Here is a 24941-nt window from a genome sequence, read left to right as displayed (position 1 = left end):
CTACTTTCCTTCGAACCAGGCGCGCCCGTCACGGTCCATCATCATGGCTGCCGCAAGCGGACCGTTACTTCCGGCCGCGTAAAGCTCCGGAGCGCCGCCGCCGCGATCCCAAGCCTCAATCAGGCCATCGACCCACGTCCATGCCGCCTCAACCTCATCGCGACGCATGAAGAGGGAAAGGTTGCCGCGAACAACGTCCATCAACAGGCGTTCATACGCATCCGGGTAACGGACCGTGAAGCTCTCGGCATAGGAAAGGTTCAGCGGAAGCGACTTAACCCGCAGGCCACCCGGACCGGGCTCCTTAATCTGCACATAGAGTCGCACGCCTTCATCAGGCTGGAGGCGAATGACCAGCCGATTTACCGCGTCATTCCCCTCTCCGAAGAGCGGATGTGGCGTGGGCTTGAACTGGATGACGATGTCTGAATGGCGGTAAGGGAGACGCTTGCCGGTCCGCAGATAGAACGGCACACCAGCCCAGCGCCAGTTGTCGACAGCCGCCTTGATGGCCACGAATGTTTCCGTCGTGCTCTCGGTATCTGACGACAGTTCGTCGACATAGCCTTTGACTGGCTCATCGCCGCGCACACCCGCCTTATACTGGCCGCGCACTGTGAGACGCTTCGCGTCATCGCCCGTGATTGGCGTCAGCGCATTGAGAACCTTGATCTTTTCTGTTCGAACATCATCGTCATCGAGATGGTTTGGCGGCTCCATCGCCGTCAAACAAAGCAGCTGGAGCATGTGGTTCTGAACCATGTCACGTAGCGCGCCGGACTTGTCATAATAGTCGGCGCGCCCCTCCAGCCCGAGGTCTTCAGCGACGGTGATCTGAACGTGATCGATATAGTTGCGCGACCAGAGCGGCTCGAAAAGCATGTTGGCAAACCGCAGAACCATCAGGTTCTGGACGGTCTCCTTGCCGAGGTAGTGGTCAATCCGGAACACTTGCCGCTCGGCGAAGACAGCGCCAACGCCATCATTTATTTCACGGGCGGAATCGAGATCCGTGCCGATCGGTTTTTCAAGCACAACGCGCGCATTGGGTGTGGCAAGTCCGGCCCGGCCAAGGGCTTCAGAAATGTCCACATAGAGCCGCGGCGACGTCGCCAGATAGAACACGCACGGATGGTCATTGGCAGAAAGCTTGGACTTCAGGGTTGGCCAGTCTGCATCCGGGTTCGTGGCATCGATGGCCACATATTCAACCAGCTTCTCAAAAACCTTCCAGGCCTTGGCGTCCCAGCTCTTGCCTGACGCCGTTTCGCAGGCCTCCCGCGCCATTTCGCGGTATTCCTTTGTCGTCATCTCGGAACGCGCGGTGCCGACAATGCGGCTGGATTCTGGAATCTGTCCATCAAGCCAGCGGTGATAAAGCGCGGGGAGAAGCTTCCGACGTGACAGATCCCCCGTGCCGCCAAAAATGACAATGTCGAACGGATCGACCGGAATAAACTTGGCCATATTTCGAACTCCCCGATCAGACATGTTCGCGCCAATGCGCGAATTCGGCTCTGACTTATAGTATTTTGCGGAACATGCAAAAGCAGACTGTGTTAGCGCCTATCATTTTAGCGCCCATGATCAGGTTTACACCAGTCGCTATCTAATTTTATTATAGATCCCACTGCATCGGCATAGCAGTTTGCAGTATTTTTCATACCCCTCTAGATTGCGGCGCTCACCTTGGCGACCGGGCGTGAGAATTCCCCTACGATTTTCCGAACTTGAGGCAGAATGTCCAGCAACCGTACCCGACTTGAAGACCTTGCCGAAATCGCTGGTGTATCCATCGCCACCGTATCACGCGCATTGAACAATAGTTCGGCAGTCAACGACGAAACAAAGCGGCGTGTCTGGAAAATCGCGCGCGAACAGAATTACAGCTTTCGGCCAAGCATGCCGGCCCTTATTTCCGGCGCCACAGCTACGATCGCACTCATCATTCCAACATCACCCGGCCGCCCTACTCAGGCTTTGACCCCCTTCTTTCAGGAACTCGTTGGCGGGATCAGTGATGCAGCGCGCAGCGCAGATTGCGATGTTCTGATCTCCCACCTCGCGCCCAAAAGCCCCGATGACCTTGCGCATGTGATGTCGACCAACCGCGCTGACGGAGTATTTTTTCTTGGCCAGAGCCTTTTCCACGAGCGGTTTAACAAGCTTGCGGAAACGGAGACTCGATTCGTGGTCTGGGGCGGGCAGCTGCAAGGGCAGAAGTACTGTTCCGTAGGATCGGACAATGTGAAGGGCGGCATGCGCGCAACGAGCCACTTGCTCAACCTTGGCCGCCGACGGATCGCCTTTATCGGCGATATTCGTGTGCCTGAGGTGCTGCAACGCTATGAAGGCTATGTTGAAGCTCACGCACGCGCCGGAGAAGAGGTTGACCCCACACTCATCGTCTCAGCCCGTTTCGAGATTGAGTCGGCTGAGGCAGCAATGAATGCGTTGCTTTCGGACGGCCGGAATTTTGACGGCGTATTTGGCAGCAGTGACCTTGTGGCGCTGGGTGCCATACGCAGCCTGTCACAGGCCGGCCGCCAGGTGCCTACTGATGTGTCCGTTGTCGGCTACGACAATATCGGCCTTGCCGCCTACAGCCTGCCTTCGTTGACCACCATCTCGCAGGATCTGGGCAAAGCGGGGCGTGTGATTGTCTCAAAGCTCCTAGCCGCCAGCGACGGCGTCCCGATGCAGTCTGAACGCCTGCCCACTGAACTCATTGTCCGGGAATCCTGTGGACTCGCCTAAGTGCGACCAATCCAGACCGAATATTCAGGTACAGCGCCAGTCATGCCGTCTGCGTCCCAACCCGACGCCAGCAGCGTCTGCGCGTCCTCCGGCATGCATGAAGGCCTCGCCTGCGCCGAAGCTCCGAGATTGAAAATGCAGAGAAGGGTCTCACCGCCGGATGAGCGCCGGAAGGTCAGCAGCGGCGCCGCGACCTCTTCGAACTCTATATCGCCTTCCGTCAGCGCGCCCGAAGCCCCTCGGACAGCCAAGAGACGGCGTGTGAAGTTCAGAACGGACTCAGAATCGCCATGCTGGACGTCAACGGCAGCCTCAAGATGGCCCTGCCCCATAGGTAACCAGGGAACTCCTGTCGTGAAACCGCCCACAGGCGCCCTTGAGACCCAAGGCATCGGCGTGCGTGCCCCGTCACGGCCGAGTGTCAACGGCCAGTTAGCAATGGCTTCCGGGTCCTGTAGTTTGTCGAACGTCACCTCCGCCTGAGGCAGGCCGAGCTCTTCACCCTGATACAATATCGGGTTGCCTCTCAGGCATGAAAGCAGCGCATTGGTCAGCTTGGCAAAACGGTTTCTGTCTGCCCCATCATACCAGCGACTAACGCATCGCGGCGCGTCATGATTGGAGAAAGCCCAGGATGGCCAGCCTTCCTCGACCGGACCCATCCAGTTTGATTGGGCACGCCGAACGCGACCGGGCGTCAAACTTGATGCATAGAGGAAATCAAAATTGTAAGCCGAGTTAAGGCGGCTGTCGCCGACTGTGAAGGCCCGCATTTCTGGCAGCGGATCAGGCCCGGCGACTTCGGCGACAGTGAAGACGGCGCCAAATTCGTCCGTCAATGCGCGCACGCGTTCCAGATAGAGCGGAATATCGGCGTGCGACTGGTTGTTCACATGATGTTGGAGGTCGAAGGGGCGCGTGATGGTGCGGTCGGCAACCTCCCAGGCCGGATTGTCCCGGAACCCTGGATCAAACATTGAAAAGTTGATGGCATCGAGGCGAAAACCATCAACGCCGCGCTCAAGCCAGAAGCGGGACGCGGCCAGCAAGGCGTCCTGTACTTCCTCATTGTGGAGGTTCAGCTGCGGCTGCTCGCTGAGGAAGTTATGCATGTAATATTGCTGGCGTCGCGCATCCCATGTCCAGGCGGCACCACCAAAGACAGCCTGCCAGTTATTAGGCGGTGTCCCATCTGGTCGCGCATTACGCCAGACGTACCAATCTGACTTGGCATTCGTTCGGCTGCTCCGGCTTTCGGCAAACCATGCGTGGGCATCCGACGTGTGCGACATGACCTGATCGATCACAACTTTCAGGCCAAACGCATGCGCTTCTTCTATGAGGCGATCAAAATCGGCGAGGGTTCCGAAGATTGGATCCACATCGCAATAGTCCGAAACATCATAGCCGAAGTCTTTCATCGGCGACGTGAAGAAGGGTGAAATCCAGATTCCCGAAACGCCGAGCGACGCAACATATTCGAGTTTCGCGGTAATGCCCGGCAGGTCTCCGATCCCGTCGCCGTTGGTGTCGAGATAGCTGCGCGGATATATCTGATAAATGACTGCGCCACGCCACCACGGCTGGTCGTCCTGTTCGTGTTCCATCTCGTCCTCACATGCGTCCGGGCGTCAAAAGCCCGCCAGCCAGCGCATTCAAGGCCATTCCATCTCGCGGTCAACGCAATAAAGGCACGGGAAAATCGCCTTTGACCCAGACCGAAAGCACCCTAGATGTGGCGTATGGAATTCGACACCCGCTCTCTTCGGGACGCACTTGGCTTGTTTGTCACGGGCGTCACCATCATCACTGCGCGTAATGAGGCGGGCGTTCCCTTCGGCGTGACGGCCAACAGCTTCAATTCCGTATCCATGGACCCGCCTTTGATCCTCTGGTCGCTGAGCCGGGCGTCGCGCAATGTCTCCGCCTTCCAAAAAGCGCAACATTTCTGTGTGCACATACTGCGGGAAAATCAGGAAGACCTGTCCCGGCGCTTTGCGATGAGCGATATCGACAAGTTCGAAGGCATGGAATTTGAACCGGGAGCGGGCGGCGTTCCGATACTTCCCGGAAGTGCCGCACGCCTTGAGTGCCGAACCTACGCCCAGCATGACGGCGGTGACCATGTGATATTCCTCGGCGAGGTCATCCGCATTGCTGCAGATCATGAAGCGCGCCCCCTTCTGTTTCATGGTGGGCGTTACGCCGTTTTATCTGATACCATCACTTCCTAGGCGAGCACGCGCCGAAGGCCGGGGCACCCTTCCGCGATAAGCACGCCAGATGGAGGGGCTCCAATGAACCTGTTTTTGCGATTCATGATCGTTTTGCTGTCTGCCTTGCGCAGCCCCATTGCCAGCGATCCTTTGGCGCCGACAAGGGTGACTGTCCCGGTTTGGCGGCTTGATCAGGCCTTTGCGCCTGCTGTGCCACTGCACCGGATCCGCTCGTTCACCGATCTTGCGACAATCAACTCCGTCATTCGTATCGGACTGGGTCGGCTGATCCGGAAGAACGGCTGGATGCCGATCATACAGGTCGAAACGATCAGCCTGTCAGGTGAACTGAGGTGTCCTGCGAAGGTCGAGATCGTCACCCGGATTGTCGGCTGGCAGGATAATTATGTTTGCTACACCCACGATATTAATATGGAGGGAGAGACCGTCGCTGTCAGCCGCATGCTGGCGCGGATCATTGGTCGAAAAGGGGTCAAGATCGGTATTGATGGGATCGCGAGAGAGCTGGGAGCGCCGGCGGAAAGCCCCCGGCTGGACGCGAGCTTTGTGGCGATGATCGCCGAATCGGAAACAGGCCGCGCCCTCGCAGGCTCTGCGCACGACGCTGCCTAACGCTCTATCAGATGGCTTCCTGCGCCTGGTCCGCGGAGTGTTTGTCGCCTGGAATAACGCAGCGGCTGGACGGTATAACTAGGAAAGCACTAGTGCCACGGCCTTCCTGGCTGTCGAGGAGGACGTCGCCATCATGCTGACGCGCGAGTTTACGGCTCACTGTTAAGCCGAGGCCTACGCCACGACCATCCTTGAATTCGTTTGTCCGTGCGCCTTGAAAGAAGGGTTCGAAGGCCTTTTCAATTTCCTCTTTGCCCATGCCCGATCCGCGATCTCGGACCATAAGGAGGATACCCCGCCCGACGATCCGTGAGACTTTCACGGTAATTGCCGAGCCTGAGCCATGCTCGAACGCGTTCGTCACAAGGTTCTGGACAATCCGCTCCAGCGCCGTGCGATCATAATACACCTTCGGCAGCCCCGGCTCAGCGCTGACCTGCAGAGGCACATCGGCATAGCCTGGCGAAGCAAGGCGGACCCGACTGACAGCACTATTGATGATCTCGGAAAGTTCCACGATCTCTTCTTCGGCTGTCACAGTTTCACGGTTCAGTTTCGAGAAGCTGATGATCTGATCAATGATGCCGCCTAGATAAGACGCGTGTTTGCGAATCTGGTCTGCGTAGCCGCGGAATTCGCGCTCATCGAACGGAATGTTCGAATCACTTCCCATCAGGCCCGAACACCCGACGATCACATCCAGCGGCACCTTGAGTTCCCGGCTCATCGAGTTGAGGAAGCGGGTTTTGGCCGCATCCGCGGTCTCTGCCTCTTCCTTCGCTACCTCGATCTCACGCTTACTCTGTTCCAGGCTGGTCACGTCCGTGTGGAGAATCACGTGACCGCCATTCGGTACGGTCTCGACCGACTTCTGCCAGTAACGATCGCCCGCCTTCGGCAGGCGCCGCGAACCGACACTCAGATCACCTTCTGTGCCCGTGAAGTAGGCCTTGTGGAGGTCATTCTGGACGAGAACTGTTCCATTGGCGTCGAGATAGGCAAAAGCCTGCCCGCTCGCGTTCAAGGCGCCAATCAGGATTTCATGCGATTCTGTCGCGCGGATGCGGGATTCCACGTTCGATACGAATGTCAGGTAGGTACGCTTCATGCCGAAATAGACGGCGAACATGAACACCATAACCATCAGCGAGATTGCGACGGTCGAGCGAGCCCATGCGATACCGACAAAGAGCAGGAACATGAAGATCGCCGCGCCTGAGTAGCGCAGCGCCACCCTTGGCACATGCGGCAGCAAAGCCGACATGCCTGCAATCATCGGCAGGATAAGCAGGGCGGCATAGATAACCGCCATATACTTATCGCCGTTGATGAAGAATGGTAGAGAGCCCCAAGCCGCGCCGAACGTATAGGCCAGCCACTCAGAACGCCGCAGGTATCGCCCGCTGACCTCTGTTGGTCGGGACAGTCCACGCTTCAGCAGGGCATCGATGACGAGCACGGCCGCCAGCACCCAGTTCATGAACAGCCAGTAGCGCAGCGACGTATTCGCGATGCTTTGCTCGATCAGAATGGTTGTCGCCGTCGAGTTGACGAGCATGACCCCTGCCATCGTGGCAGTGTGACTCGCGAACGCCAAGTGCTGCTCAAGCAAGACCACGCGATCCACAGCGGTCGCGTTCGGGTGCCTGCTCTGCAGCAAGTACTTCAGGAATGAAATCTGAGAACCATTAGTCGGCATTAGGCCCGTTTACCGCCATAAGATGAAAATGAGCCTTGTCACCAAGTGCTAACTTTATGAGAGTGAATGCGATTTCGTTAATAAATTGAGTTCATGGGACACAGTGTGGACACGCCCAATCCGTTGAAGATTGCAATTATCGGGGCCGGTCCCGCGGGCCTCAGCGCTGCGCATTTTCTTATGCAGCGCGGCATTCGCGCGACCGTTTTCGAGGCTAATGACCGTATAGGTGGAAAATCCTTTTCGATCCTTAACGGGGACAACCTGAACGAGATGGGAACCTGTTACACCACTCGGTCACATACGATGATCAAGGGGTGGATGAAGGATAACGGAATCACGTTGAAGCGACTCGGCGTAGCCCTCTATGATGGGGAGCCCGTTGTGAATTATGTCAAACATGGCCCCGGAGCCCCCCTGCCCTTTCAGGTTCTCCGATTCATTCGAAAGGCGGCCATCCTCCGGAAAGGCATCAAGCAACGCCCTGACGATCCCGAGATTATGAAAGAGGCTTCGCTCTCAACGATCGAATGGGTGCGCGCGCTCAACATCCCCAAAATCGAACGGGCCATGCACCGAATCCAGACCACTCAGGGATATGGCTATGTTGACAAGGCCACGATCGGTCAGACCGTCCAATGGTGCGATCTGCAATACGTCCTGTCCGGCGTTCTGAATGATCTTCATATGCCCGAACAGGGCTGGACGACGTTCTGGCAAAGGTTCGCCCGCAGCTTCGACGTCCGACTCGGCACGCCCGTTCTCGGCATCGACCGATCTGGCCCCAAACCCGTGATTTATACGCGCGACGGCGAACACGTCTTTGATGCCGTTCTGTCAACAATCCCGATGCAACTGTTCACGTCAATCGCAAAGGCAACGGAACTTGAGCAACGCGTCGCTGAAAGCATTGCCTGGCAAACCTACACGACGACACTGCTCGCCTCGAATGACTGGTTCACAGGCCATCAGGTGATCGGCTATTCGCGCGCATCCAAGGACAGCTCACTTCAGGGGGCTATTTTGGGTGGCCGTGCCGAGGGCGAAAGCGCCGACCTTGGCGGCCGCCTATACGTCACAGGACAGTTCTCGGAGAGCCTGACGCCGGAAGAATTGCGTGAAATCCTTCATGCCGATGCTGCACATCTCGGATTCACGATTAACAACGTTATCCTACAGAAATCCTGGCAATATTTTCCGCAATACAAGCCTGACGCCGTAGCGCATGGCCTGTTTGGAGATCTGCTCAGGGTGCAGGGCCACAACAGTACATGGTTCAGCGGGTCAACATTCTCACATGAACTCGTGTCCAGCGTTGTCGGTCGAAGCGAAATCGTGGTTCGCGATATGACCGCTGCGCTATCAGGACAGCAGAAACCTGTCTCAGCCGACGCTTGATCTGGCCAGAACAAGAAATGAATTAACGCCTGGCAGGGGCAGTAAGACTCGAACTTACGACACCCGGTTTTGGAGACCGGTACTCTACCAACTGAGCTATACCCCTACAGGCGAAGCGGTGGTTTGCCCCAAACTGCGCGGCGGTGCAAGCGCAAGAATGTATCTGTTTCGCAGAACTGACTTGGTGAATTACCCAGCGAAGTAGGTATCAATTTCCTGAAGGACGCCCGATATCCAGGTCTGCTCTTCGAGACTTATCTCCGGACGCCATACCTGGAAGATTAGCACGAAGCGGTCTCGGTCACTGTTGTTCCACGCCTCATGTTCGATGGAATCGTTGAAAATCAACAGCTCGTCAGGGCGCCATGCGCGCGCCTCATTGCCGACTCTCAAACCGCAGTCATCCGGAATTTCCAGAGGCAGGTGGCATGTCAGACGCGTGTTCAAAAATCCGACATGCGCCGCTATCCGGGCCTTCGGCGCCAGACGTGATATCAAACTTGAAGGCCCACGACCGGGAATGATTTCCTGTGGCACGCCGCCCAGTGCGGCCAGCGTATTAGCAAAACGCTCTGAGCCGCGATCCATCACAACGCCATCCTTTTGAATGAACAAGGCCGTCCAGTCCTGGCTATCGATCAGGGGATTATCCTTGTTGACCGGCTTGTTCCCCGTTGTGTGGATGTAGGGGACGAAAGCCGAGATATCTGCACGAGCCGCTTCAAACTCACGCTGGATTGCGCCTGACGCAGCCATCAGACCGTCCGTCCATTCGAATTCGGAGGGTTCATAAAACTGGATATCGGGCAGCTCCGGATAATAGAACGCCCGCGGTTGTTGTATGTATCTCTGCTTTCTCTCCGCCAACAGGTCCAGAGACTGCCTAAAACGCGCGCTCAGCCCGTCACGATGGCCGAAAAGCGCACTCAGACGCGCCTCAATATGATGGACCAATTCTGACTTATGCGATTCATAAAGTCGGCGAACACGCAGCAATTCGACCGCCATTTCTGACGGCAAGCCGTCCCCTTCGGGCGCCAGGCGGCCCACCAGATCGTAAAATGACGCGGCACCGCGTTTATCGTCGCTGTTCCAAAGCGCATCGCCTTTGAGGATCAGGGCGCGGAGATTTCTCGGCTCGAGATTCAAGGCCCGATCAGCTGCCCCTGCCACACCTTGCCAGTCTGCCTGAATACGTGCTGACAAGGCAATCGCGATCCAGACAGATATATCGGCCTGACCCGCTGCGGCGATCGCTTCAAATTTTTCCCGCGCGGTCTTTCCATCCCCTGCCCGCAAGGCCTGCATGCCGGTCGCGCCGAGCTGATTGATGTCGGTCATTTCGCTCATTCGCAGTCGCACCTGTTGATCAAAGGAAATTGGCTAAAGTTCACCACGTCGGTCTACAACACTTCGCCACAACGCAAAACGCCGCCCCGTTTCCGGAGCGGCGTTTGACTTCAACAAGCTGTTTACAGCTTATTTCTTGATTGCGGAGACGACGCCGGCGCCGACGGTACGGCCGCCTTCGCGGATGGCGAAGCGCAGGCCCTGGTCCATGGCGATCGGCTGGATCAGCTCGACGTCCATTTTCACGTTATCGCCTGGCAGAACCATTTCCTTGTCGGCCGGCAGCGTCACCACGCCCGTCACGTCGGTCGTGCGGAAGTAGAACTGCGGACGATAGTTGGTGAAGAATGGCGTGTGACGGCCACCCTCTTCCTTCGTCAGGATATAGGCTTCGGCTTCGAACGTCGTGTGTGGCGTGATCGAACCTGGCTTGCAGAGAACCTGGCCGCGCTCAACGCCTTCACGGTCGATACCGCGAAGCAGGGCGCCGATGTTGTCGCCAGCCTGGCCCTGATCGAGCAGCTTGCGGAACATTTCAACGCCCGTGCAGGTCGTCTTGACGGTCGGACGGATGCCGACAATCTCGATTTCCTCGCCAACCTTGACGACGCCCTGTTCGACACGGCCCGTCACAACCGTACCACGGCCGGAGATCGAGAACACGTCTTCCACAGGCATCAGGAACGGCTTGTCCAGCGGACGCTCTGGCGTCGGGATGTAATCGTCAACGGCCTGCATCAGCTCAAGAACCTTGTCCTTGCCGATTTCAGGATTGCGGCCTTCAACAGCGGCCAGCGCTGAACCCGCGATGATCGGAATGTCGTCGCCCGGGAAGTCGTACGATGTCAGAAGCTCGCGCACTTCCATCTCGACCAGTTCCAGAAGCTCGGCATCGTCAACCTGGTCAACCTTGTTCAGGAAGACAACCATGGCAGGCACGCCGACCTGCTTGGCCAGCAGGATGTGCTCGCGCGTCTGTGGCATCGGGCCGTCAGCTGCGTTCACAACAAGGATCGCGCCGTCCATCTGCGCTGCGCCGGTGATCATGTTCTTCACATAGTCAGCGTGGCCCGGGCAGTCGACGTGGGCATAGTGACGGTTTTCCGTCTCATATTCCACGTGCGCCGTGTTGATCGTGATGCCGCGTGCTTTTTCTTCAGGCGCCGAGTCGATATCAGCGTACGATTTCGCTTCGCCACCGGATGCCTCTGCAAGCACCATCGAAATGGCCGCCGTCAGCGTCGTCTTGCCGTGGTCAACGTGTCCAATCGTGCCGATGTTCACGTGCGGCTTGTTGCGTTCAAACTTTGCCTTGCCCATCGGGCCTCTCCTTAGGTGTCTGTCGTCCGGCCCGCCGGACAGGGTTTCATATTGATTTGGCAGGCAGACTGCCCGTTAAACGCGCCTCATACCCATGTGTGACGCGGGTTTCAAGCAGGCAATTGTATCCTGGCTGCCCAAGGTGGGTGCGACTTGCCTACCTGCCCCAAGGCCGGATATGCCAAAGCTCAACTTCGCCACCGAGGGCCTTAACATGGATATTGACCTGTCTGTTCATCGCGACCGCATACGCAATTGCTCCCTTGGCGCCATCGCAGCAAGCCGCGCAGGCAAAGCCACGCTGACGGCTGCTGGCTGGCGCATAGAGATGGCGCGGCAATATCTGGATCCGGAATCGGAGGCGGCATTGCTTGCGTTCGGTCAGGCCCACGTCCTCGAAACCGCCGCGTCGGACCTCTTCGGTGGAGCCATCGTGAACCCGTCTGAAGGCCGCCCCGCATTGCACTGGGCCTTGCGCGCCGGTTCCCCGCTTGAGGGAGAGGCTGAAACGGTACGCCAGAGCGTCCAGCCCGCCTTGCAATTCGCCCGCGACCTGCGTTCCGGAAAGGTAAAAACATCAAACGGCGCGCCATTCACGTCCGTGGTCCATATCGGCATTGGCGGTTCGGACTTCGGGCCCCGCCTAATCGCCGACGCCTTTGAGGACATGGCGCCCGCAGGCATCGACCTGCGTTTCTGCGCTAACGTCGACCCGCTTGATCTCGATCGCGCCCTGACAGGGCTCGATCCGAAGTCCACCCTCGTCATCGGTGTTTCAAAATCATTCGGCACCGAAGAGACACTTTATAATCTGGCTCGCGCTCGCAAATGGCTCGAGCGTGCCCTTGGTGATGATGCCGCGCATCATCTTGGGCTTGTCACCGCTGCGCCTGAAAAAGCAAAGGCCTGGCTCGATGGCCGTGACGCGCATGTCTTCGACATGCCACTGTCTGTCGGTGGGCGTTTCTCGCTCTGGTCTGCGGCTTCGCTTGCCTGCATGATCTATCTTGGCGCCGATGTGTTCGAGCGGATCCTTGCAGGTGCCGCGGCGATGGATGCCCACACACGCGACACGCCACTGGCGGAAAACGTACCCATGCGCCTCGCGCTTCTGGACTACTGGAACACGTCGATCCTGGGTGACAAGATGCGGGTCGTCCTCGCCTATGCCAACCGACTGCGCATGCTGCCAACCTATCTCCAGCAACTCGAAATGGAGTCCAACGGCAAGAGCGTCGGGCCCGACGGCGAAACTATCGCGGTGGCGACGGCGCCTGCACTCTGGGGCGGCGAGGGCTCCGTCGGTCAGCACTCCTATCACCAGTGGCTGCATCAGGGGTCTCAGGCCGTACCTTGCGAGTTCATTCTCGCACCTGATGCCGGTCGCGACTCAGCCGGTCTTGCCGCACTGACAGCGCACGCGCTCGCACAGGCCGAAGTGCTCGCCAACGGCCGTTCGCTTGATGAGGTCAAGAAGGAAGAACCAGGCCTCACCGGCGCTGTTGCGCGCCAAAAGGTTCATGCCGGAGGGCGTGCATCAACCTTCATGACACATGCCTCATTCGGGCCGGAAGCGTTTGGCGCCCTCGTCGCCATGTACGAGCATCGCACCTATTTTTCTGGCAAGCTCTGGGGCCTCAACTCGTTCGACCAGTGGGGTGTCGAGCGCGGTAAGACCATGGCCGGTCGTCTGAAGCCTGCGCTCACGGGCGACGCATCGGCGGATGATCCCGTCACCGCGTCCCTGATTGCTGCGCTCCGCTGATTGATGCCGATTGCCCGCATCCTGCGCGAAACGGCAATCGGCGAGACGCGATTGGTCGCCCTCGACAACACAGGGCGTCCTATGGCGCTCCACCTTGAGCGTTTAAGTGACCGGGAAACCCGCGCCTATCTTGGCGACGTGCTCGGCGCCCGTCTGCGGGCAATTCATCCGCGCCAGGGCGGTGGTTTCGTGGAACTTACTTCCGGCGAGAATGCTTTCATGCGTCTTGATGAGGGCCATGGGCTGACGGAAGGTCAGAGTTTGCTCGTCGAAATTGTCGCTGAAGCGCGGCGCGACAAGCTTGCGCGAGTGCAGAAGTCCTCGGCCGCGGCAGTGAACCAAAATCGGCAGGAACGATGGCGACTGGCGCTGCCCGGCGCGGGGGGGGTGGCCATTGAAGACGTCTCCATAGGCGATATCGAAATTTCCGCCGCATGGGATGAGGCTTTATCGGCATCCGTAACGCTGCCGGGTGGCGGGACACTGCATATCCAGCCAACAAACGCTCTCGTCGCCATCGACCTGGACACATCCGGCCGCAATGATCCGGGGCGTGCCGCGGCCCGAGCGCTCCGCATAAACACCGAAGCGGCGCAGGAACTCGCCCGCCAGGCCAGCCTGAGAAATCTCGGCGGCGCCATGGTTCTGGATTGCGTCTCCCCCATCAATCGCGACGCCGGCATCAAGGTCCGCGATTCGTTTCTAACTGCTTTCAAGGGGCAGTCGCATCGCAATGTGCGCGCATTGGCACCCTCGGCGTTCGGTCTGATGGAAGCCTCGGTCGCCTGGGGCGCCGCGCCGCTTGCTGACAGGTTGCTAAAGCCAGACGGCGAGCCAACAGACGAGACTCTTTGTCTGGAGTCTCTACGGCAGCTCCAGCGCGAAGCAAGATCACAGCCCATGGCGCGGCTGACGCTCGCGCTGCCGCAGCGGGCCTTTGAGTGGATGACAGCGAGTCGTCTGGACCTACAGGGGCAACTCGATGAAACGTTCGGAGCCCGCCTGACTATTTTACCGCACGATCAATCCAAACCGGACATTTTCCCGACATGAGCAAACCGATCGCCCCCGAGAAGCGCACCCCGAAGTGCGCACAGTGCCAAAAAAAGCCGGTTTCGCCTGAGTACCGCCCATTTTGCTCCAAACGCTGCGCCGATATCGATCTCGGGCAATGGTTGAAGGGCGGCTATGCGATCCCCGGAGCGCCAGCAGAACTTGAGGAAAACCCCCGCGATACATCGCCATCTGGAGACATCACAGATGATGACTGAAAACACGATGGACAAGCGTGCCTGCCTTGGCTAGAACCCGCCTTCCCTGCTGGCCCGCCCGGGTAGCTCAGGGGTAGAGCAGCGGATTGAAAATCCGCGTGTCGGTGGTTCGATTCCGCCCCCGGGCACCATTTGAGATCGGTCTCGCCAGCCGGAATGATCTTGTCGGACTGAGTCTTCGTCTCGGCTGAGCCTGGAAACGCCAGCGCCGCTTTCGCCCACAGCCAATATTCGCCAGCGCATTCTCACGTCTTCCTGCATTGCCTGCAATTCGTGCAACTTGTGGATTATCTCCTATTTCCTGTGATCGGCGGAACATTTGTCATACGTTGCGGGTAGAGTTGGCGGGTTCATATGACAGATTTGAAGCAATCATCACCACATCGCCTTGTCGCCGTGTCCAATCGGACGGCCTATGGCAGCCAGACCCGCGCTGGAGGTCTCGCTGTCGCCCTCTGGGACACGCTGGCGGAATCAGGTGGCTTATGGATCGGCTGGAGCGGAAAGATTTTCGACGTTCCCCGCCGGCGGGTGCAACTCGTGGAGGAAGATGGGGTCTCATTTGCGCTCGTTGACATGTCGAAGGCCGAATATGAGGGCTTCTATCTCGGCTACGCCAACAGCGTTCTGTGGCCCGTCATGCACAACCGACTCGACCTCGCCGTCTTCGACAGCGACTATTTCGCGGCTTATGAATCGATAAACCGCCGATTTGCCGAAGCCGTTGAGGCCCAGACAAGCGAGACGGACATTGTCTGGGTTCAAGACTACCACTTCTTCCTTCTGGCCCGGCATCTGAAGGATGCGGGCTGTAAGCGGCGCACCGGCTTCTTCCTGCACATTCCGTTTCCGGCACCGGAAGTATTCCGTTCTATCCCAAACCACATGACTCTCGCAGAAGGCATTTGCGCCTATGATGTTGTCGGCCTTCAAAGCCCGCATGATTGCGCCAATCTCGGCCGTTACCTGCATGAGGAGATGGGTGCCGAGAAATTGGATGATGAGCGCTACCGCATCGGCGACCATGTCCTCACGATGAGACTGTGCCCGATCGGGATCGACGCGGAAGGCTTCAGCTTAAGTGCGACGAGTGAAGTCGCTGAGAAGGCGTCAAACCGTCTCTCACGCTTCCTCGGCAATCGTAATCTCGTCATCGGCGTTGACCGGATGGACTATTCCAAAGGCCTGCCCCAACGCTTCGAGGGTATGGCGACACTATTCGACAAATATCCGGAATTGCACGGCAATATCTCCTTCACGCAGATCGCGCCGCCGTCCCGCTCTGTCGTTGAGGAATATGCCCAGTTGCGACAGCAGCTTGACGAGCTGTCCGGTCGCATCAACGGCGATTACGGTGATCTTGACTGGATACCTATCCGTTATCTGGCACGCGGGTATGAACGCGAAGAGCTTGCGGGGCTCTACCGCCTGGCGCGGGTCGGGCTCGTGACTCCGTTGCAAGATGGCATGAACCTGGTCGCAAAGGAATATATTGCCGCGCAAGCCCCCGACGACCCGGGCGTTCTTGTCCTGTCGCAATTTGCTGGCGCCGCGCAGCAAATGACCGAAGCCCTAATTATCAACCCACATGATCGCAACGCCGTCGCCGAAGCGGTCCGGGAAGCGCTCCACATGCCACTGGATGAGCGCCAAAGACGCTGGCGTGCCTTGTATCGAGGCATATGTGAGCAGGACATCAACTGGTGGCGAGACCACTTTCTGGCGGCGTTTGACACATCCGAACCCGCCGACTAGTGCAGCGTATGGCTGAAACAACCGACAGACAATTTGCGCTGGCGTCTGATGATGCCCTGTTCCTTGATTTCGATGGGACGCTGGCTGGACTGCAGGATAACGCCGACACCGTTAGCCTCCTTTCCGGGATGGACGACGTGCTCATCTCATGTGCGGAACGCGTTGGCGGCGCGCTGGCAGTCCTCTCTGGCCGTGATCTGTCAGATCTTTCAAAACGCGTGCCTCCGGATTTGTGGCGCTTCGGCAATCACGGCCTCCGGCGCGCAGCGCCAAACGAAACATCGACCGGTACTATTGCCGACGCCCCCGCCGGGCTGGTCGCTGCGCTACAGATAATCGCAACACGCAATCCTGGCGTTCAGCTTGAACCAAAAGGGCCTGTCCTCGCAATTCACTATCGCGCGGCGCCGGATGTTGAGGATGAGCTTGGCCAAGCTTTGAACCACGCAATCACGCCGTTCGCTGATTATTCGATTCAGCATGGCAAGATGGTATATGAGGCAAAACCAAGTGCTGCCAACAAGGGCGCCTGCCTGACGGAAGCAATGTCCAGTGCGCCATTCAAGGGCCGACGTCCGGTCATGATTGGAGATGATACGACGGACGAAGACGCTTTTTCCGCCGCGCAATCATTGGGTGGTTTAGCCATTAAAGTCGGCGAAGGCTCAACAGTGGCACATCACAGGCTTGCGTCTGTTGCAGACGTTCACGCACTACTCAGGGAGTTTGCATCATCATGAACGGACTGGATCTGGGAGTCGTCGGCAACGGAACAATTGCAGGACTCGTAAACTCTGTGGGGAATTATCAATGGCTATGCCTGCCACGCTTTGATGGCGAGCCGGTTTTCAACAAGCTGCTCGGCGGCGGCGGCCAGTTCGACATCTGGATGGACGGGCTGGTATCGCGCTCGCAATCCTATGACACCAACACCGCCATCCTCCGCACACGTCTTGAATCAGAGGATGGCGCAGTGATGGAGATCATCGACTTCGCCCCACGCTTTGAAACACGTGGACGAGTCTTTCGCCCGGCTTCCGTCGTCCGCCGCTTCCATGTGGTTTCCGGTACACCGCGTATCCGCATAACACTGACGCCGGAAACAGACTGGGGCGACCGCAAGCTGCCAACTGTGCGCGGCGTCAACCATATCCGTTTCAATGATGGTGAGCTGGCTTTCCGCGTCACGACCGATGCGCCCGTTTCCTATGTCCTCTCGGGCACCAGCTTCCTGCTGGAACAGGACGTGTCGTTCATCCTTGGTGCAGACGAGTCGCTGACCGATACGGTCGATGTGATCACGCTCGACTGGGAAGAACGCACCCGTCAATACTGGACAAAATGGGCGCGCAGCCTCGCTGTGCCCTATGAGTGGCAGGAAGCCGCCATACGCGCCGCCATCACCCTGAAACTGTGCGTCTTTGAGGAAACAGGCGGCATTGTCGCTGCACTTACGACATCGATCCCAGAGCACGAAGGCTCTGAACGCAACTGGGACTATCGCTTTTGCTGGATCCGGGATGCCTATTTCACGGTCACTGCGCTGAACCGCCTGTCCGCCATGGGAACGCTGGAACATTATATGCGCTGGGTCCGCAATATCGTGGCCCAATCCAAGGGGGGGCATATCCAGCCCGTGTATGGCATCGGCCTTGAATCAGACCTCACCGAGGAACACGCAACGCATCTGCCGGGCTTCCGCCATACCGGCCCGGTTCGCCGCGGCAACCAGGCCGCCGAACATATCCAGCATGATGTCTATGGCCAGGTCGTTCTCGGCGTCTCGCAATCCTTCTTCGACAGCCGCTTGATTTCACGGCCTGGCATAGCCGAGTTCCGTCAGCTGGAACCCGTCGGCGAGCGCGCCTTCGCTGTGCATGACACGCCAGATGCTGGCATCTGGGAATTCCGCACCATCGCGGAAGTGCACACATCCTCGGCCATCATGTGCTGGGCGGCCTGTGACCGCCTGTCGAAGATCGCCGCTCATCTCGGTTTGTCCGACAGAGCAACCTATTGGTCTGAACGTGCCGCCATCATCCACAAGACCATTCTGGAGAAGGCCTGGAACCCCAAGGTCGGCGCCTTCACAGCCTCTTTCGGCGGAGAGACGCTCGATGCTTCCGTCCTGCTCATGGCCGAGATCGGCTTCGTGCCCGCGAGCGACGAGCGCTATGTCGCAACAGTAGACGCCATCGACAGCACACTCCGCGAAGGCAATCACGTCTATCGCTACAAGACCGAGGATGATTTTGGGCGTCCCAAGACTGCCTTCACGGCCTGCACGTTCTGGCATATCGACGCGCTCTATCGCGTCGGCCGGGTCGACGAGGCACGCGAAATGTTTGAGTCTGTCCTGTCCAGCCGCAACCATGTCGGTTTGCTCTCGGAAGACTTCGACCCGTCGACAGGCGAGCTATGGGGCAACTTCCCCCAGACTTATTGCATGGTGGGCATCATCAATTCCGCCGCCCTGCTCAGCAAGCCATGGTCAGAGGTGATCTAGGTCAGGCGGCGACATCCGGCTGGCCTGACCGCCCGACAGATGCATCCAGCACGCCCGGCTTGTCCCACAGCCCTTCCGGTCGGATCATGACCATCGGGTCTTCATCTGCCGAGAGCGCTTGCGGGTGGTGCGGCACCGGGATTTCAATCTCGATATATTCATAGTCCGAGAACCAGAAACACGGCCGCCCGGGCACGATGCGGCACTTGAAAGTGCGCGACCAGACCGGCCATAGCCGCGCCTGTATCTGGGCGATCATCATCTCATAGCCCTTGCGGGCAGCCAATTCGAATGCTTCCGCCAGCATGACCTGCAACGCAGGACGACCGCGCTGGCTGCGCAACAGGACCACACGTTCAAGCTTCGCAAACCCAGCAAACCAGCGCATCCGCAACGTGCCAACCGGCTGCGGGCCATCGAAGACGAGGAAATGCGTGGCACAAAGATCGTTCCCGTCGAACTCCTCTTCATAGGGGCAGTCCTGTTCCGACATGAAAACAGCCGCCCTTATGGCCGCCATCTTCTGATAGTCTTCCAACGTCCGAACAGGGCGCGCGGAATATCGCTCGAACGCCCCTTCCGGCACCCGTCGGCAGAGCACTTGCTCACCTATAACTGGCCGCTCTGTCATGCTGCAGCCCACCGCGAAGGGTCCAGCGCTTCCTGAACATACAAGTCCGGCAACCCGCCATCGAAGGGCTTGAAGCCGAGGCTGTCCATTGAACGCCGCCCGTCTTCTGTGGCGCCGCGCGCGAAGCATGGATAGGCGCTGAACAGCTCCACGCGCATTACCGCTGCGGCCGTCATCACCTTCCGTCGGGCGTCGCGGTTGGCGCCTGCGTAGACCCCTATATAAAATGCCGAACACCCCTGCCCGCCCGAACACAAATGCGCGGGATCAGGCGAGCCTGGCGTATATGTCCCGTTTCGCACGGCTGATTCGCCAGTCGGCGTCAGTGGCAGCGACAGGAATATCCCATCCACCGGATCGCCCGTCACCCAGGCTGTCATGCCGGTGATCCGATCCATCTCGCCAATCGCTTCGGGCGTTGCCAGTTTTGATTGCATCAGGGCCTCCGCCACAGCAACGCCCTGTTCCAGCTCGGAAAATGTCCCCCGGCGAAATCCAAATTCCACCGCCTTGGCCGCAACGCGATCAAGATCGATCACGCCACGCGCCGATATACTATTTGTGATTGTGTTCATATCTGTTTACCACTACAAGCGTACTTGTGTGATGCCACAGGCATCGCCGCGTGGCTTTACCAACTGGTGAAACGGGGACTTACACCCGTGAAAGGGGACACACGCGTGCTCGCGGAGACATTTGACTGGGACAGGATCCGTATCTTCCGCACAGTGGCGGAGCTGGGCAGCATGTCTGCGGCTGCCGAACGGCTCGGCGGTTCCGTGCCAACGATCAGTCGTCGCATCACCGAACTGGAAGCAGCCCTTCGCACAGAGCTGCTGAAACGCTCTACACGCGGCGTCGACCTGACGGCTGCTGGCCAGATGCTGCTACGGCATGCCAATGTCATGGCCGATATTGTCTCAGCAGCGCACAATGACGTTTCCGACAGCGATATGCCGTATAGCGGTCCTGTACACCTCGTCACCGGCGACGGAATCGGCCCCTACTGGCTGGCACCACGCCTGCCGGATTTCCAAAGCGCCCATCCGGGCATCGAACTCACTCTGACGGTATCAGAGGCAAGCCCGGATCTGCTCAACAACGAAGCGGACATCACGATCCAGTTCGAGCGCCCAAAGCGCAGCGAGCTGATCGGGCGTCGCATGGGGGTTGTGCACTATCTATGCTTTGCCACGGCGCCCTATCTGGAACGCCACGGCCACCCCGCGACCCTGATGGACTTCCATGGCCATCGCTGCCTGCTGCATGAAGGTTATATCAACCAGTCAGAGCGCTGGGCCAATGGCATATACCTGGCGCGCCAGCTTATGTCTTTTGCACTGGTCACAAACTCGGCGGCCGCCATGATTGCGCTATGCCTCGCCGATGGGGGCATCGCCATCCTGCCCTCCTATATCGGCGCCGCCTATCCCCAGCTTGTGCCTCTCGCCCTGCCCGAGGTCGCCTCAATCCAGTTCTGGATGACCTATACGGAACGTATCCGCCGGCTGGAGCGCGGACAGGCCGTCATAGACTGGCTGAAAGCATCGCTTGATCCGCGCGAAGCCCTCTGGTTCCGTGAAACCCTGATCCGACCCGATGCAGCGGGCTCAGGCGCCTAAGTGCGCACGCAGCCGATCAGGCTGCCAACCAGCCTTGAAGGCGCGCCGCGTCCATCCGGCACTGTTCCGGGCTACCAAAGAGCTGCCGGTTTGCCCCAACCCGCTTGAACCAGTAGTGCAGACCGACAAGATCGGTAAAGCCCATCCCGCCGTGCACTTCTGTCGACGTGCGGGCGATAAACGTACCCGCCTCGGCGAGATGCGATTTCGCCAGCGTCGCCATCACCAGTCCCTCGGGCTCGCCCGTATCCAGCGCATGCGCCGCATGCCAGATCAGCGCGCGCGATGGCTCCAGCCGTGCTGCCATCTCGGCGCACATATGCTTGACTGCCTGGAATGATCCGATCACCCGGCCAAACTGCTGGCGCTCAGCCGCATAAGCCACGGCCTTGTCAATCATGGCCTGCGCTGCGCCCAGCGTATCGGCCGCTGCAAGGAGGCGGGCCACCGCCAGAGCTTCATCGTCTGGCTTCAGGGAAACTTCGCTCTCCTCCCCTGCAAACCTGACTTCCGAAAACACCCGCGTCCGGTCTATTGTCTGCATAGAAACATTATCTGGCGTTTCAACAATGTGCAGACCAGCGGCCGCATCTGCCACCAGCATGTGCGTGGACTCTTCAGCTGAAAGTGCGAGCAGGGACGTACCACTTAGCCTGCCCTTCTCAGCCGTCACCCCAGCGCCATCGCGCCGCGATGAGAGTTCCGTCAGCGCAAGTCCCATCCGCATCTCGCCGGCCACAATGGCGGGCAGGTGCGCATCGCCCGCATGCCGCAGAGCATGAGCCGTCACAGTTGTCGCCATGAAACGGCTTGGTGCGATAGCATATCCCAGCGCCTCCTGCACAAGGCAGGCATCCAGAAGGCCAAGGCCCAATCCGCCCTGATCTTCCGAAACGTGAAGGCCTGACAGGCCAAAGTCATCCAGGCCGGTCGCAAGTGCGGATGACGCTTCTCTATCGCCCTTTGCTATCTTGCGGATCGTATCAAGCGGTGCCGTATCCTTGAGAAAGCCACTCAGGCTATCCTGCAACATGCGCTGGTCTTCAGAGAGTGCAAATTCCATCGGTCTTCTCCTCTCAGGCCTTGGCCAGCTTGGGTTCGCGCGGCAGGCCGAGGCCTCGCTCCGCAATGATATTTTTCTGGATCTGCGCCGTGCCGCCACCAATGATCAGACCAAGGTCATACATGTAACGTGACTGCCACGAACCATCCGCGCGCAAATGCTCGCCCGTTTCATACATGATGCCAAGCTCGCCAAGCGCATCGATCGCAAGCCGCGCAATCTCGTGGTTCAAGTCACAGCCCATCAGCTTGACGACCAGTCCCGCGAGCCCAGCGCTTTCCTTTTTCAGATTGTGCGTCGTGATACGCAAGCCGTTCGCCTGCATCGCATAGACCTCGCCCTGAAGCTTCAGCAACCGATCGCGCAGCAGTGGATTGTCGATCAACCGTTCGCCGTTCACACGTTCGGTCTTCATCAGCTCCACGAGTTCGACCAGGCGCGCCTTGGTCGCGTTCGGGTCCCCCAGCATACCCCGCTCATGCGTCAGTGTGGCATTGGCCACCTGCCAGCCCTTGTTCTCGGCAAATACAATGCCGCTCTTCGGCACGCGCACATCGGTGAAGAACACTTCGTTGAAATTCGCCGTGCCCGTCATGTCGACCAGCGGCCTAACCTCGATGCCAGGCGTATCCATGGAGAACAGGATATAGGAAATGCCTTCATGCTTCTTGGCGCTCGGATCAGTCCGGACGAGACAGAAGATCATGTCGGCCTGCTTGGCCGTCGACGTCCAGATCTTGCTGCCATTGATGACATAATCGTCACCATCGCTCACCGCGGCCGTGCGCAGCGCAGCAAGGTCCGATCCGGCGCCCGGCTCCGAATAGCCCTGACACCAGATCATCTCGCCATGGAGGGTCGGCCGGATATAGGCAGCCTTCTGTTCGGGGGTGCCGAGTTCCAGAAGGGTCGGCACAAGCATGGAGATGCCCTGGTTCGACATGGCCCGTGGGAGACCGGTGCGTGCAAACTCTTCGGCAATTATGCGTGACTTCAGAATATCCGGTTCGGCGCCATAGCCGCCATATTCAGTCGGGATGGTGCGCGCCGCGAGGCCGTTCTCGATCAGCAGTTTCTGCCAGGCTTGCCGCTTCGCATTCTTCATGCCCCGGTCTTCCGGCGTCGGCGCGAGATGGGCATTGGCAGCGAGTGTATCCGCCACTTCCTTGCGGAAGGCCTCGTATTCCGGGCTGAATGAAAGGTCCATTGGACATGTCTCCGTTATTTTTGGCGACCTTGGCAGGCCTTCCCTTGGGTCCGCCAAGAGGCGCTTTCGCCTTTAACGACATCAGTCGTCTTTCCGCTTGGCAGACGCTGCGTAACCCCTCCTAGTCTGACCAAAATCAATTTGGAGGAATGCCAAGATGTCAGTCGAATTCGAAACCAAGGGCCACCTTGCGATCATCACCCTGAACCGCCCGGACGCCCGGAACGCCATCAACGGCGTGATGGCCCAGGGCATCGAGTCTGCACTCGACAAATTTGAGGAAGACCCGAACCTCTGGGTCGCTATCCTCACCGCCAATGGCAAGGCCTTCTGCGCCGGCGCCGACCTCAAGGAAATCAGCGCAGGCAATGGCGCTGCGCTCAGCACCAAAAAAGGCGGCTTTGCCGGGATCGCGCGCCGCGAGCGCACCAAGCCGCTCATCGCCGCCATTACCGGCAGCGCCCTTGCCGGCGGTACGGAGATCGCCCTTTCCTGCGACATGATCGTTTGCGCCGACACAACCAATTTCGGCCTGCCTGAAGTGAAGCGTTCGCTGGTAGCCGGTGCTGGCGGCCTTTTCCGCCTGCCCCGCGTCATCGGCATGCCCATGGCACTGGAAGTCATCCTGACAGGTGATCCGCTTTCCTCGCAGCGCGCTTATGAACTCGGCATGGTCAACAAGGTCGTCCCGGAAGCCGACGTCATGGCCGAGGCGACATCGCTCGCCGACCGCATCATGGCCAACGCCCCGCTCGCCGTTCAGGCAAGCCGCACAGTCACCGTGGATGCGCTCAAGAAGGGCGACGATGAACTTTGGAAAGCCAGCGGCACCGCCTTCGCAGGCCTTGTCACCACGGAAGACTTCAAGGAAGGCCCGCGCGCCTTCATCGAGAAGCGGGCGCCGGTCTGGAAAGGCAAATAGCCTAGTCCTCTCGAACGACACGTGCCTTTCCGCGGCCGATGGCCAGTGCTTTTATCGCGCCGCGGAAAGTCTGCACTTCCTGTTCCGTCCAATCAGCTCGGATCAGTGCTGACCGCAGATTGTCCTTCATCAGCGGCGTCTTTTCCGGTGGGAAGAAATAGCCGGCCCGCTCCAGTTCAAACTCGAAATGCTCGAACATCCGGAACACATCATCGCGCGTCGATGGGTTTGCATCGGGCATCGAGGGGACTTCTAGGGGTTTGACCTGATTTTGAGACGGGAAGTTTGACGGGTTTTCGGCTGCGTTCAACTTGCCCCACTCATGCACGAACACGCACACAGCCTGCGCCAGGTTCAGGCTCTTGAAGTCGGGATCCACCGGATAGGTCATTAAAAGGTCCGACAATGCCACGGCTTCGTTCGGCAAACCGGCCTTCTCGCCCCCGAACATGACCGCGGCAATGCCCTTACCATCACCTCCCGAGCGCCCGAAAGCGGCCGCTGCCGCCCCCACTGCATCCGTCACGCGCTTTTCGATACCGCGCAGCCGAGCCGTCGCCGCGATGAGATAGGTCACCCCCTCCAGCGCATCCTGCAGCGTTTCATGGACATTGACGACCACACCCGCATCAAAGGCGCCAGCTGACATCGTATCGGCTGCCGGATTGGGCCACCCGTCGCGCGGGCTGACAAGCCGCAGATCGGTCAGCCCGAAATTGCGCATGACACGGGCGGCAGCGCCTATGTTTTCACCAAGTTGGGGAGAATGGAGGATGACGCATGGTCTGCGCTGATCTGACATGTAGGAACCTGTTTTGACGCGGCG

22 protein-coding genes and 2 tRNA genes are annotated in these 24941 nt (G+C 58.9%); 13 read left to right on the top strand and 11 right to left on the bottom strand.

All coding sequences use genetic code 11. From position 1 onward, the window contains the following. Complete coding sequence (zwf, locus tag V7651_RS12605; RefSeq protein ID WP_035539933.1) at positions 1-1467, bottom strand: glucose-6-phosphate dehydrogenase; 1467 nt, start codon at positions 1465-1467, stop codon at positions 1-3. Positions 1468-1740: 273 nt separating this feature from the next. Between zwf and V7651_RS12600 the strand changes: the two genes are divergently transcribed. Beyond that, complete coding sequence (locus tag V7651_RS12600) at positions 1741-2757, top strand: LacI family DNA-binding transcriptional regulator (protein ID WP_335613402.1); 1017 nt, start codon at positions 1741-1743, stop codon at positions 2755-2757. On the opposite strand, the gene V7651_RS12595 is transcribed toward V7651_RS12600, so the two are convergent. Further along, the gene (locus V7651_RS12595; RefSeq protein WP_035539929.1) at positions 2754-4364 is read right to left on the bottom strand and encodes an alpha-amylase family glycosyl hydrolase; all 1611 of its coding nucleotides are present in this window, start codon (positions 4362-4364) and stop codon (positions 2754-2756) included. The two genes, V7651_RS12600 and V7651_RS12595, sit on opposite strands and share 4 nt — an antisense overlap. 135 nt (positions 4365-4499) lie before the next feature. On the opposite strand from V7651_RS12595, the gene V7651_RS12590 reads away from it, so the two are divergent. Further along, a complete protein-coding gene (locus V7651_RS12590) occupies positions 4500-4991 on the top strand; it encodes a flavin reductase family protein (protein ID WP_206741583.1) in 492 nt (163 codons plus the stop codon). Between the two features lie 63 nt (positions 4992-5054). Continuing rightward, a complete protein-coding gene (locus tag V7651_RS12585; protein ID WP_035539925.1) occupies positions 5055-5606 on the top strand; it encodes a thioesterase family protein in 552 nt (183 codons plus the stop codon). A 7-nt stretch (positions 5607-5613) separates the two neighbouring features. Here the strand turns inward: V7651_RS12585 and V7651_RS12580 are convergent, their stop codons facing one another. Further along, positions 5614-7203, bottom strand: a complete 1590-nt coding sequence (locus V7651_RS12580; RefSeq protein ID WP_335613401.1) for a sensor histidine kinase — start codon at positions 7201-7203, stop codon at positions 5614-5616. A gap of 195 nt (positions 7204-7398) precedes the next feature. Here V7651_RS12580 and V7651_RS12575 point away from each other — a divergent pair, with 195 nt between their 5' ends. After that, positions 7399-8703 carry an FAD-dependent oxidoreductase gene (locus tag V7651_RS12575; RefSeq protein ID WP_335613400.1) on the top strand — a complete coding sequence of 435 codons (1305 nt, stop codon included), beginning with the start codon at positions 7399-7401 and terminating at the stop codon, positions 8701-8703. Positions 8704-8733: 30 nt separating this feature from the next. On the opposite strand, the gene V7651_RS12570 is transcribed toward V7651_RS12575, so the two are convergent. The 3 genes from V7651_RS12570 to tuf form a co-directional block, all read right to left on the bottom strand. Further along, positions 8734-8809, bottom strand: a tRNA-Trp gene (locus V7651_RS12570). Between the two features lie 83 nt (positions 8810-8892). Continuing rightward, positions 8893-10053, bottom strand: a complete 1161-nt coding sequence (locus V7651_RS12565) for an aspartyl/asparaginyl beta-hydroxylase domain-containing protein (RefSeq protein WP_335613399.1) — start codon at positions 10051-10053, stop codon at positions 8893-8895. A 129-nt stretch (positions 10054-10182) separates the two neighbouring features. After that, positions 10183-11373, bottom strand: a complete 1191-nt coding sequence (gene tuf, locus V7651_RS12560; RefSeq protein ID WP_035542525.1) for an elongation factor Tu — start codon at positions 11371-11373, stop codon at positions 10183-10185. A 178-nt stretch (positions 11374-11551) separates the two neighbouring features. Here tuf and pgi point away from each other — a divergent pair, with 178 nt between their 5' ends. From pgi to V7651_RS12525, 7 genes are all read left to right on the top strand, one after another. Beyond that, positions 11552-13138 (top strand): glucose-6-phosphate isomerase, encoded by a 1587-nt coding sequence (gene pgi, locus V7651_RS12555; RefSeq protein ID WP_335613398.1) that lies wholly within the window; start codon positions 11552-11554, stop codon positions 13136-13138. 3 nt (positions 13139-13141) lie between these two features. After that, positions 13142-14191 (top strand): ribonuclease E/G, encoded by a 1050-nt coding sequence (locus tag V7651_RS12550; protein ID WP_206741571.1) that lies wholly within the window; start codon positions 13142-13144, stop codon positions 14189-14191. Next, entirely contained in the window at positions 14188-14409 is a 222-nt protein-coding gene (locus V7651_RS12545; RefSeq protein ID WP_084146309.1) for a DNA gyrase inhibitor YacG, read from the top strand. The genes V7651_RS12550 and V7651_RS12545 overlap by 4 nt, the downstream gene beginning before the upstream one ends. 56 nt (positions 14410-14465) lie before the next feature. Further along, positions 14466-14540, top strand: a tRNA-Phe gene (locus V7651_RS12540). A gap of 223 nt (positions 14541-14763) precedes the next feature. After that, a complete protein-coding gene (locus V7651_RS12535; protein WP_035539279.1) occupies positions 14764-16164 on the top strand; it encodes an alpha,alpha-trehalose-phosphate synthase (UDP-forming) in 1401 nt (466 codons plus the stop codon). A gap of 8 nt (positions 16165-16172) precedes the next feature. Further along, a complete protein-coding gene (gene otsB / locus V7651_RS12530) occupies positions 16173-16904 on the top strand; it encodes a trehalose-phosphatase (protein WP_051624854.1) in 732 nt (243 codons plus the stop codon). After that, entirely contained in the window at positions 16901-18670 is a 1770-nt protein-coding gene (locus V7651_RS12525) for a glycoside hydrolase family 15 protein (RefSeq protein WP_035539275.1), read from the top strand. The genes otsB and V7651_RS12525 overlap by 4 nt, the downstream gene beginning before the upstream one ends. Position 18671: 1 nt before the next feature. Here V7651_RS12525 and V7651_RS12520 read toward each other — a convergent pair whose 3' ends face one another. Together V7651_RS12520 and V7651_RS12515 are read right to left on the bottom strand one after the other, a co-directional pair. After that, complete coding sequence (locus V7651_RS12520) at positions 18672-19301, bottom strand: GNAT family N-acetyltransferase (protein WP_335613397.1); 630 nt, start codon at positions 19299-19301, stop codon at positions 18672-18674. Next, entirely contained in the window at positions 19298-19876 is a 579-nt protein-coding gene (locus tag V7651_RS12515; protein ID WP_335613396.1) for a hypothetical protein, read from the bottom strand. Before V7651_RS12515 ends, V7651_RS12520 begins: the two co-directional genes overlap by 4 nt. An 87-nt stretch (positions 19877-19963) precedes the next feature. Between V7651_RS12515 and V7651_RS12510 the strand changes: the two genes are divergently transcribed. Beyond that, entirely contained in the window at positions 19964-20923 is a 960-nt protein-coding gene (locus V7651_RS12510; protein WP_335613395.1) for a LysR family transcriptional regulator, read from the top strand. 16 nt (positions 20924-20939) lie between these two features. On the opposite strand, the gene V7651_RS12505 is transcribed toward V7651_RS12510, so the two are convergent. Together V7651_RS12505 and V7651_RS12500 are read right to left on the bottom strand one after the other, a co-directional pair. After that, complete coding sequence (locus tag V7651_RS12505; RefSeq protein ID WP_335613394.1) at positions 20940-21986, bottom strand: acyl-CoA dehydrogenase family protein; 1047 nt, start codon at positions 21984-21986, stop codon at positions 20940-20942. A gap of 13 nt (positions 21987-21999) precedes the next feature. After that, on the bottom strand, positions 22000-23193 hold the full coding sequence (locus V7651_RS12500; protein ID WP_335613393.1) for an acyl-CoA dehydrogenase family protein: 1194 nt from the start codon (positions 23191-23193) through the stop codon (positions 22000-22002). A gap of 157 nt (positions 23194-23350) precedes the next feature. Between V7651_RS12500 and V7651_RS12495 the strand changes: the two genes are divergently transcribed. Then, positions 23351-24115 (top strand): crotonase/enoyl-CoA hydratase family protein, encoded by a 765-nt coding sequence (locus tag V7651_RS12495; protein ID WP_035539265.1) that lies wholly within the window; start codon positions 23351-23353, stop codon positions 24113-24115. Between the two features lies 1 nt (position 24116). Here the strand turns inward: V7651_RS12495 and V7651_RS12490 are convergent, their stop codons facing one another. Further along, the gene (locus V7651_RS12490) at positions 24117-24917 is read right to left on the bottom strand and encodes an RNA methyltransferase (protein ID WP_335613392.1); all 801 of its coding nucleotides are present in this window, start codon (positions 24915-24917) and stop codon (positions 24117-24119) included. Positions 24918-24941: the final 24 nt, after the last annotated feature.

Source organism: Hyphomonas oceanitis (assembly GCF_036964545.1).
Lineage (GTDB): Bacteria > Pseudomonadota > Alphaproteobacteria > Caulobacterales > Hyphomonadaceae > Hyphomonas > Hyphomonas oceanitis.
The sequence above is the reverse complement of the archived record's forward strand: the minus strand, read 5'-3'. Positions and strand labels throughout refer to the sequence as shown.

What these genes read in the sequence shown, in the direction of transcription:
- zwf (WP_035539933.1), bottom strand. Translation starts at nt 1,467, where the DNA reads ATGGCCAAGTTTATTCCGGTCGATCCGTTCGACATTGTCATTTTTGGC.
- V7651_RS12600 (WP_335613402.1), top strand. Translation starts at nt 1,741, where the DNA reads ATGTCCAGCAACCGTACCCGACTTGAAGACCTTGCCGAAATCGCTGGT.
- V7651_RS12595 (WP_035539929.1), bottom strand. Translation starts at nt 4,364, where the DNA reads ATGGAACACGAACAGGACGACCAGCCGTGGTGGCGTGGCGCAGTCATT.
- V7651_RS12590 (WP_206741583.1), top strand. Translation starts at nt 4,500, where the DNA reads ATGGAATTCGACACCCGCTCTCTTCGGGACGCACTTGGCTTGTTTGTC.
- V7651_RS12585 (WP_035539925.1), top strand. Translation starts at nt 5,055, where the DNA reads ATGAACCTGTTTTTGCGATTCATGATCGTTTTGCTGTCTGCCTTGCGC.
- V7651_RS12575 (WP_335613400.1), top strand. Translation starts at nt 7,399, where the DNA reads ATGGGACACAGTGTGGACACGCCCAATCCGTTGAAGATTGCAATTATC.
- V7651_RS12565 (WP_335613399.1), bottom strand. Translation starts at nt 10,053, where the DNA reads ATGAGCGAAATGACCGACATCAATCAGCTCGGCGCGACCGGCATGCAG.
- tuf (WP_035542525.1), bottom strand. Translation starts at nt 11,373, where the DNA reads ATGGGCAAGGCAAAGTTTGAACGCAACAAGCCGCACGTGAACATCGGC.
- pgi (WP_335613398.1), top strand. Translation starts at nt 11,552, where the DNA reads ATGCCAAAGCTCAACTTCGCCACCGAGGGCCTTAACATGGATATTGAC.
- V7651_RS12550 (WP_206741571.1), top strand. Translation starts at nt 13,142, where the DNA reads ATGCCGATTGCCCGCATCCTGCGCGAAACGGCAATCGGCGAGACGCGA.
- V7651_RS12545 (WP_084146309.1), top strand. Translation starts at nt 14,188, where the DNA reads ATGAGCAAACCGATCGCCCCCGAGAAGCGCACCCCGAAGTGCGCACAG.
- V7651_RS12535 (WP_035539279.1), top strand. Translation starts at nt 14,764, where the DNA reads ATGACAGATTTGAAGCAATCATCACCACATCGCCTTGTCGCCGTGTCC.
- otsB (WP_051624854.1), top strand. Translation starts at nt 16,173, where the DNA reads ATGGCTGAAACAACCGACAGACAATTTGCGCTGGCGTCTGATGATGCC.
- V7651_RS12525 (WP_035539275.1), top strand. Translation starts at nt 16,901, where the DNA reads ATGAACGGACTGGATCTGGGAGTCGTCGGCAACGGAACAATTGCAGGA.
- V7651_RS12520 (WP_335613397.1), bottom strand. Translation starts at nt 19,301, where the DNA reads ATGACAGAGCGGCCAGTTATAGGTGAGCAAGTGCTCTGCCGACGGGTG.
- V7651_RS12515 (WP_335613396.1), bottom strand. Translation starts at nt 19,876, where the DNA reads ATGAACACAATCACAAATAGTATATCGGCGCGTGGCGTGATCGATCTT.
- V7651_RS12505 (WP_335613394.1), bottom strand. Translation starts at nt 21,986, where the DNA reads ATGGAATTTGCACTCTCTGAAGACCAGCGCATGTTGCAGGATAGCCTG.
- V7651_RS12500 (WP_335613393.1), bottom strand. Translation starts at nt 23,193, where the DNA reads ATGGACCTTTCATTCAGCCCGGAATACGAGGCCTTCCGCAAGGAAGTG.
- V7651_RS12495 (WP_035539265.1), top strand. Translation starts at nt 23,351, where the DNA reads ATGTCAGTCGAATTCGAAACCAAGGGCCACCTTGCGATCATCACCCTG.
- V7651_RS12490 (WP_335613392.1), bottom strand. Translation starts at nt 24,917, where the DNA reads ATGTCAGATCAGCGCAGACCATGCGTCATCCTCCATTCTCCCCAACTT.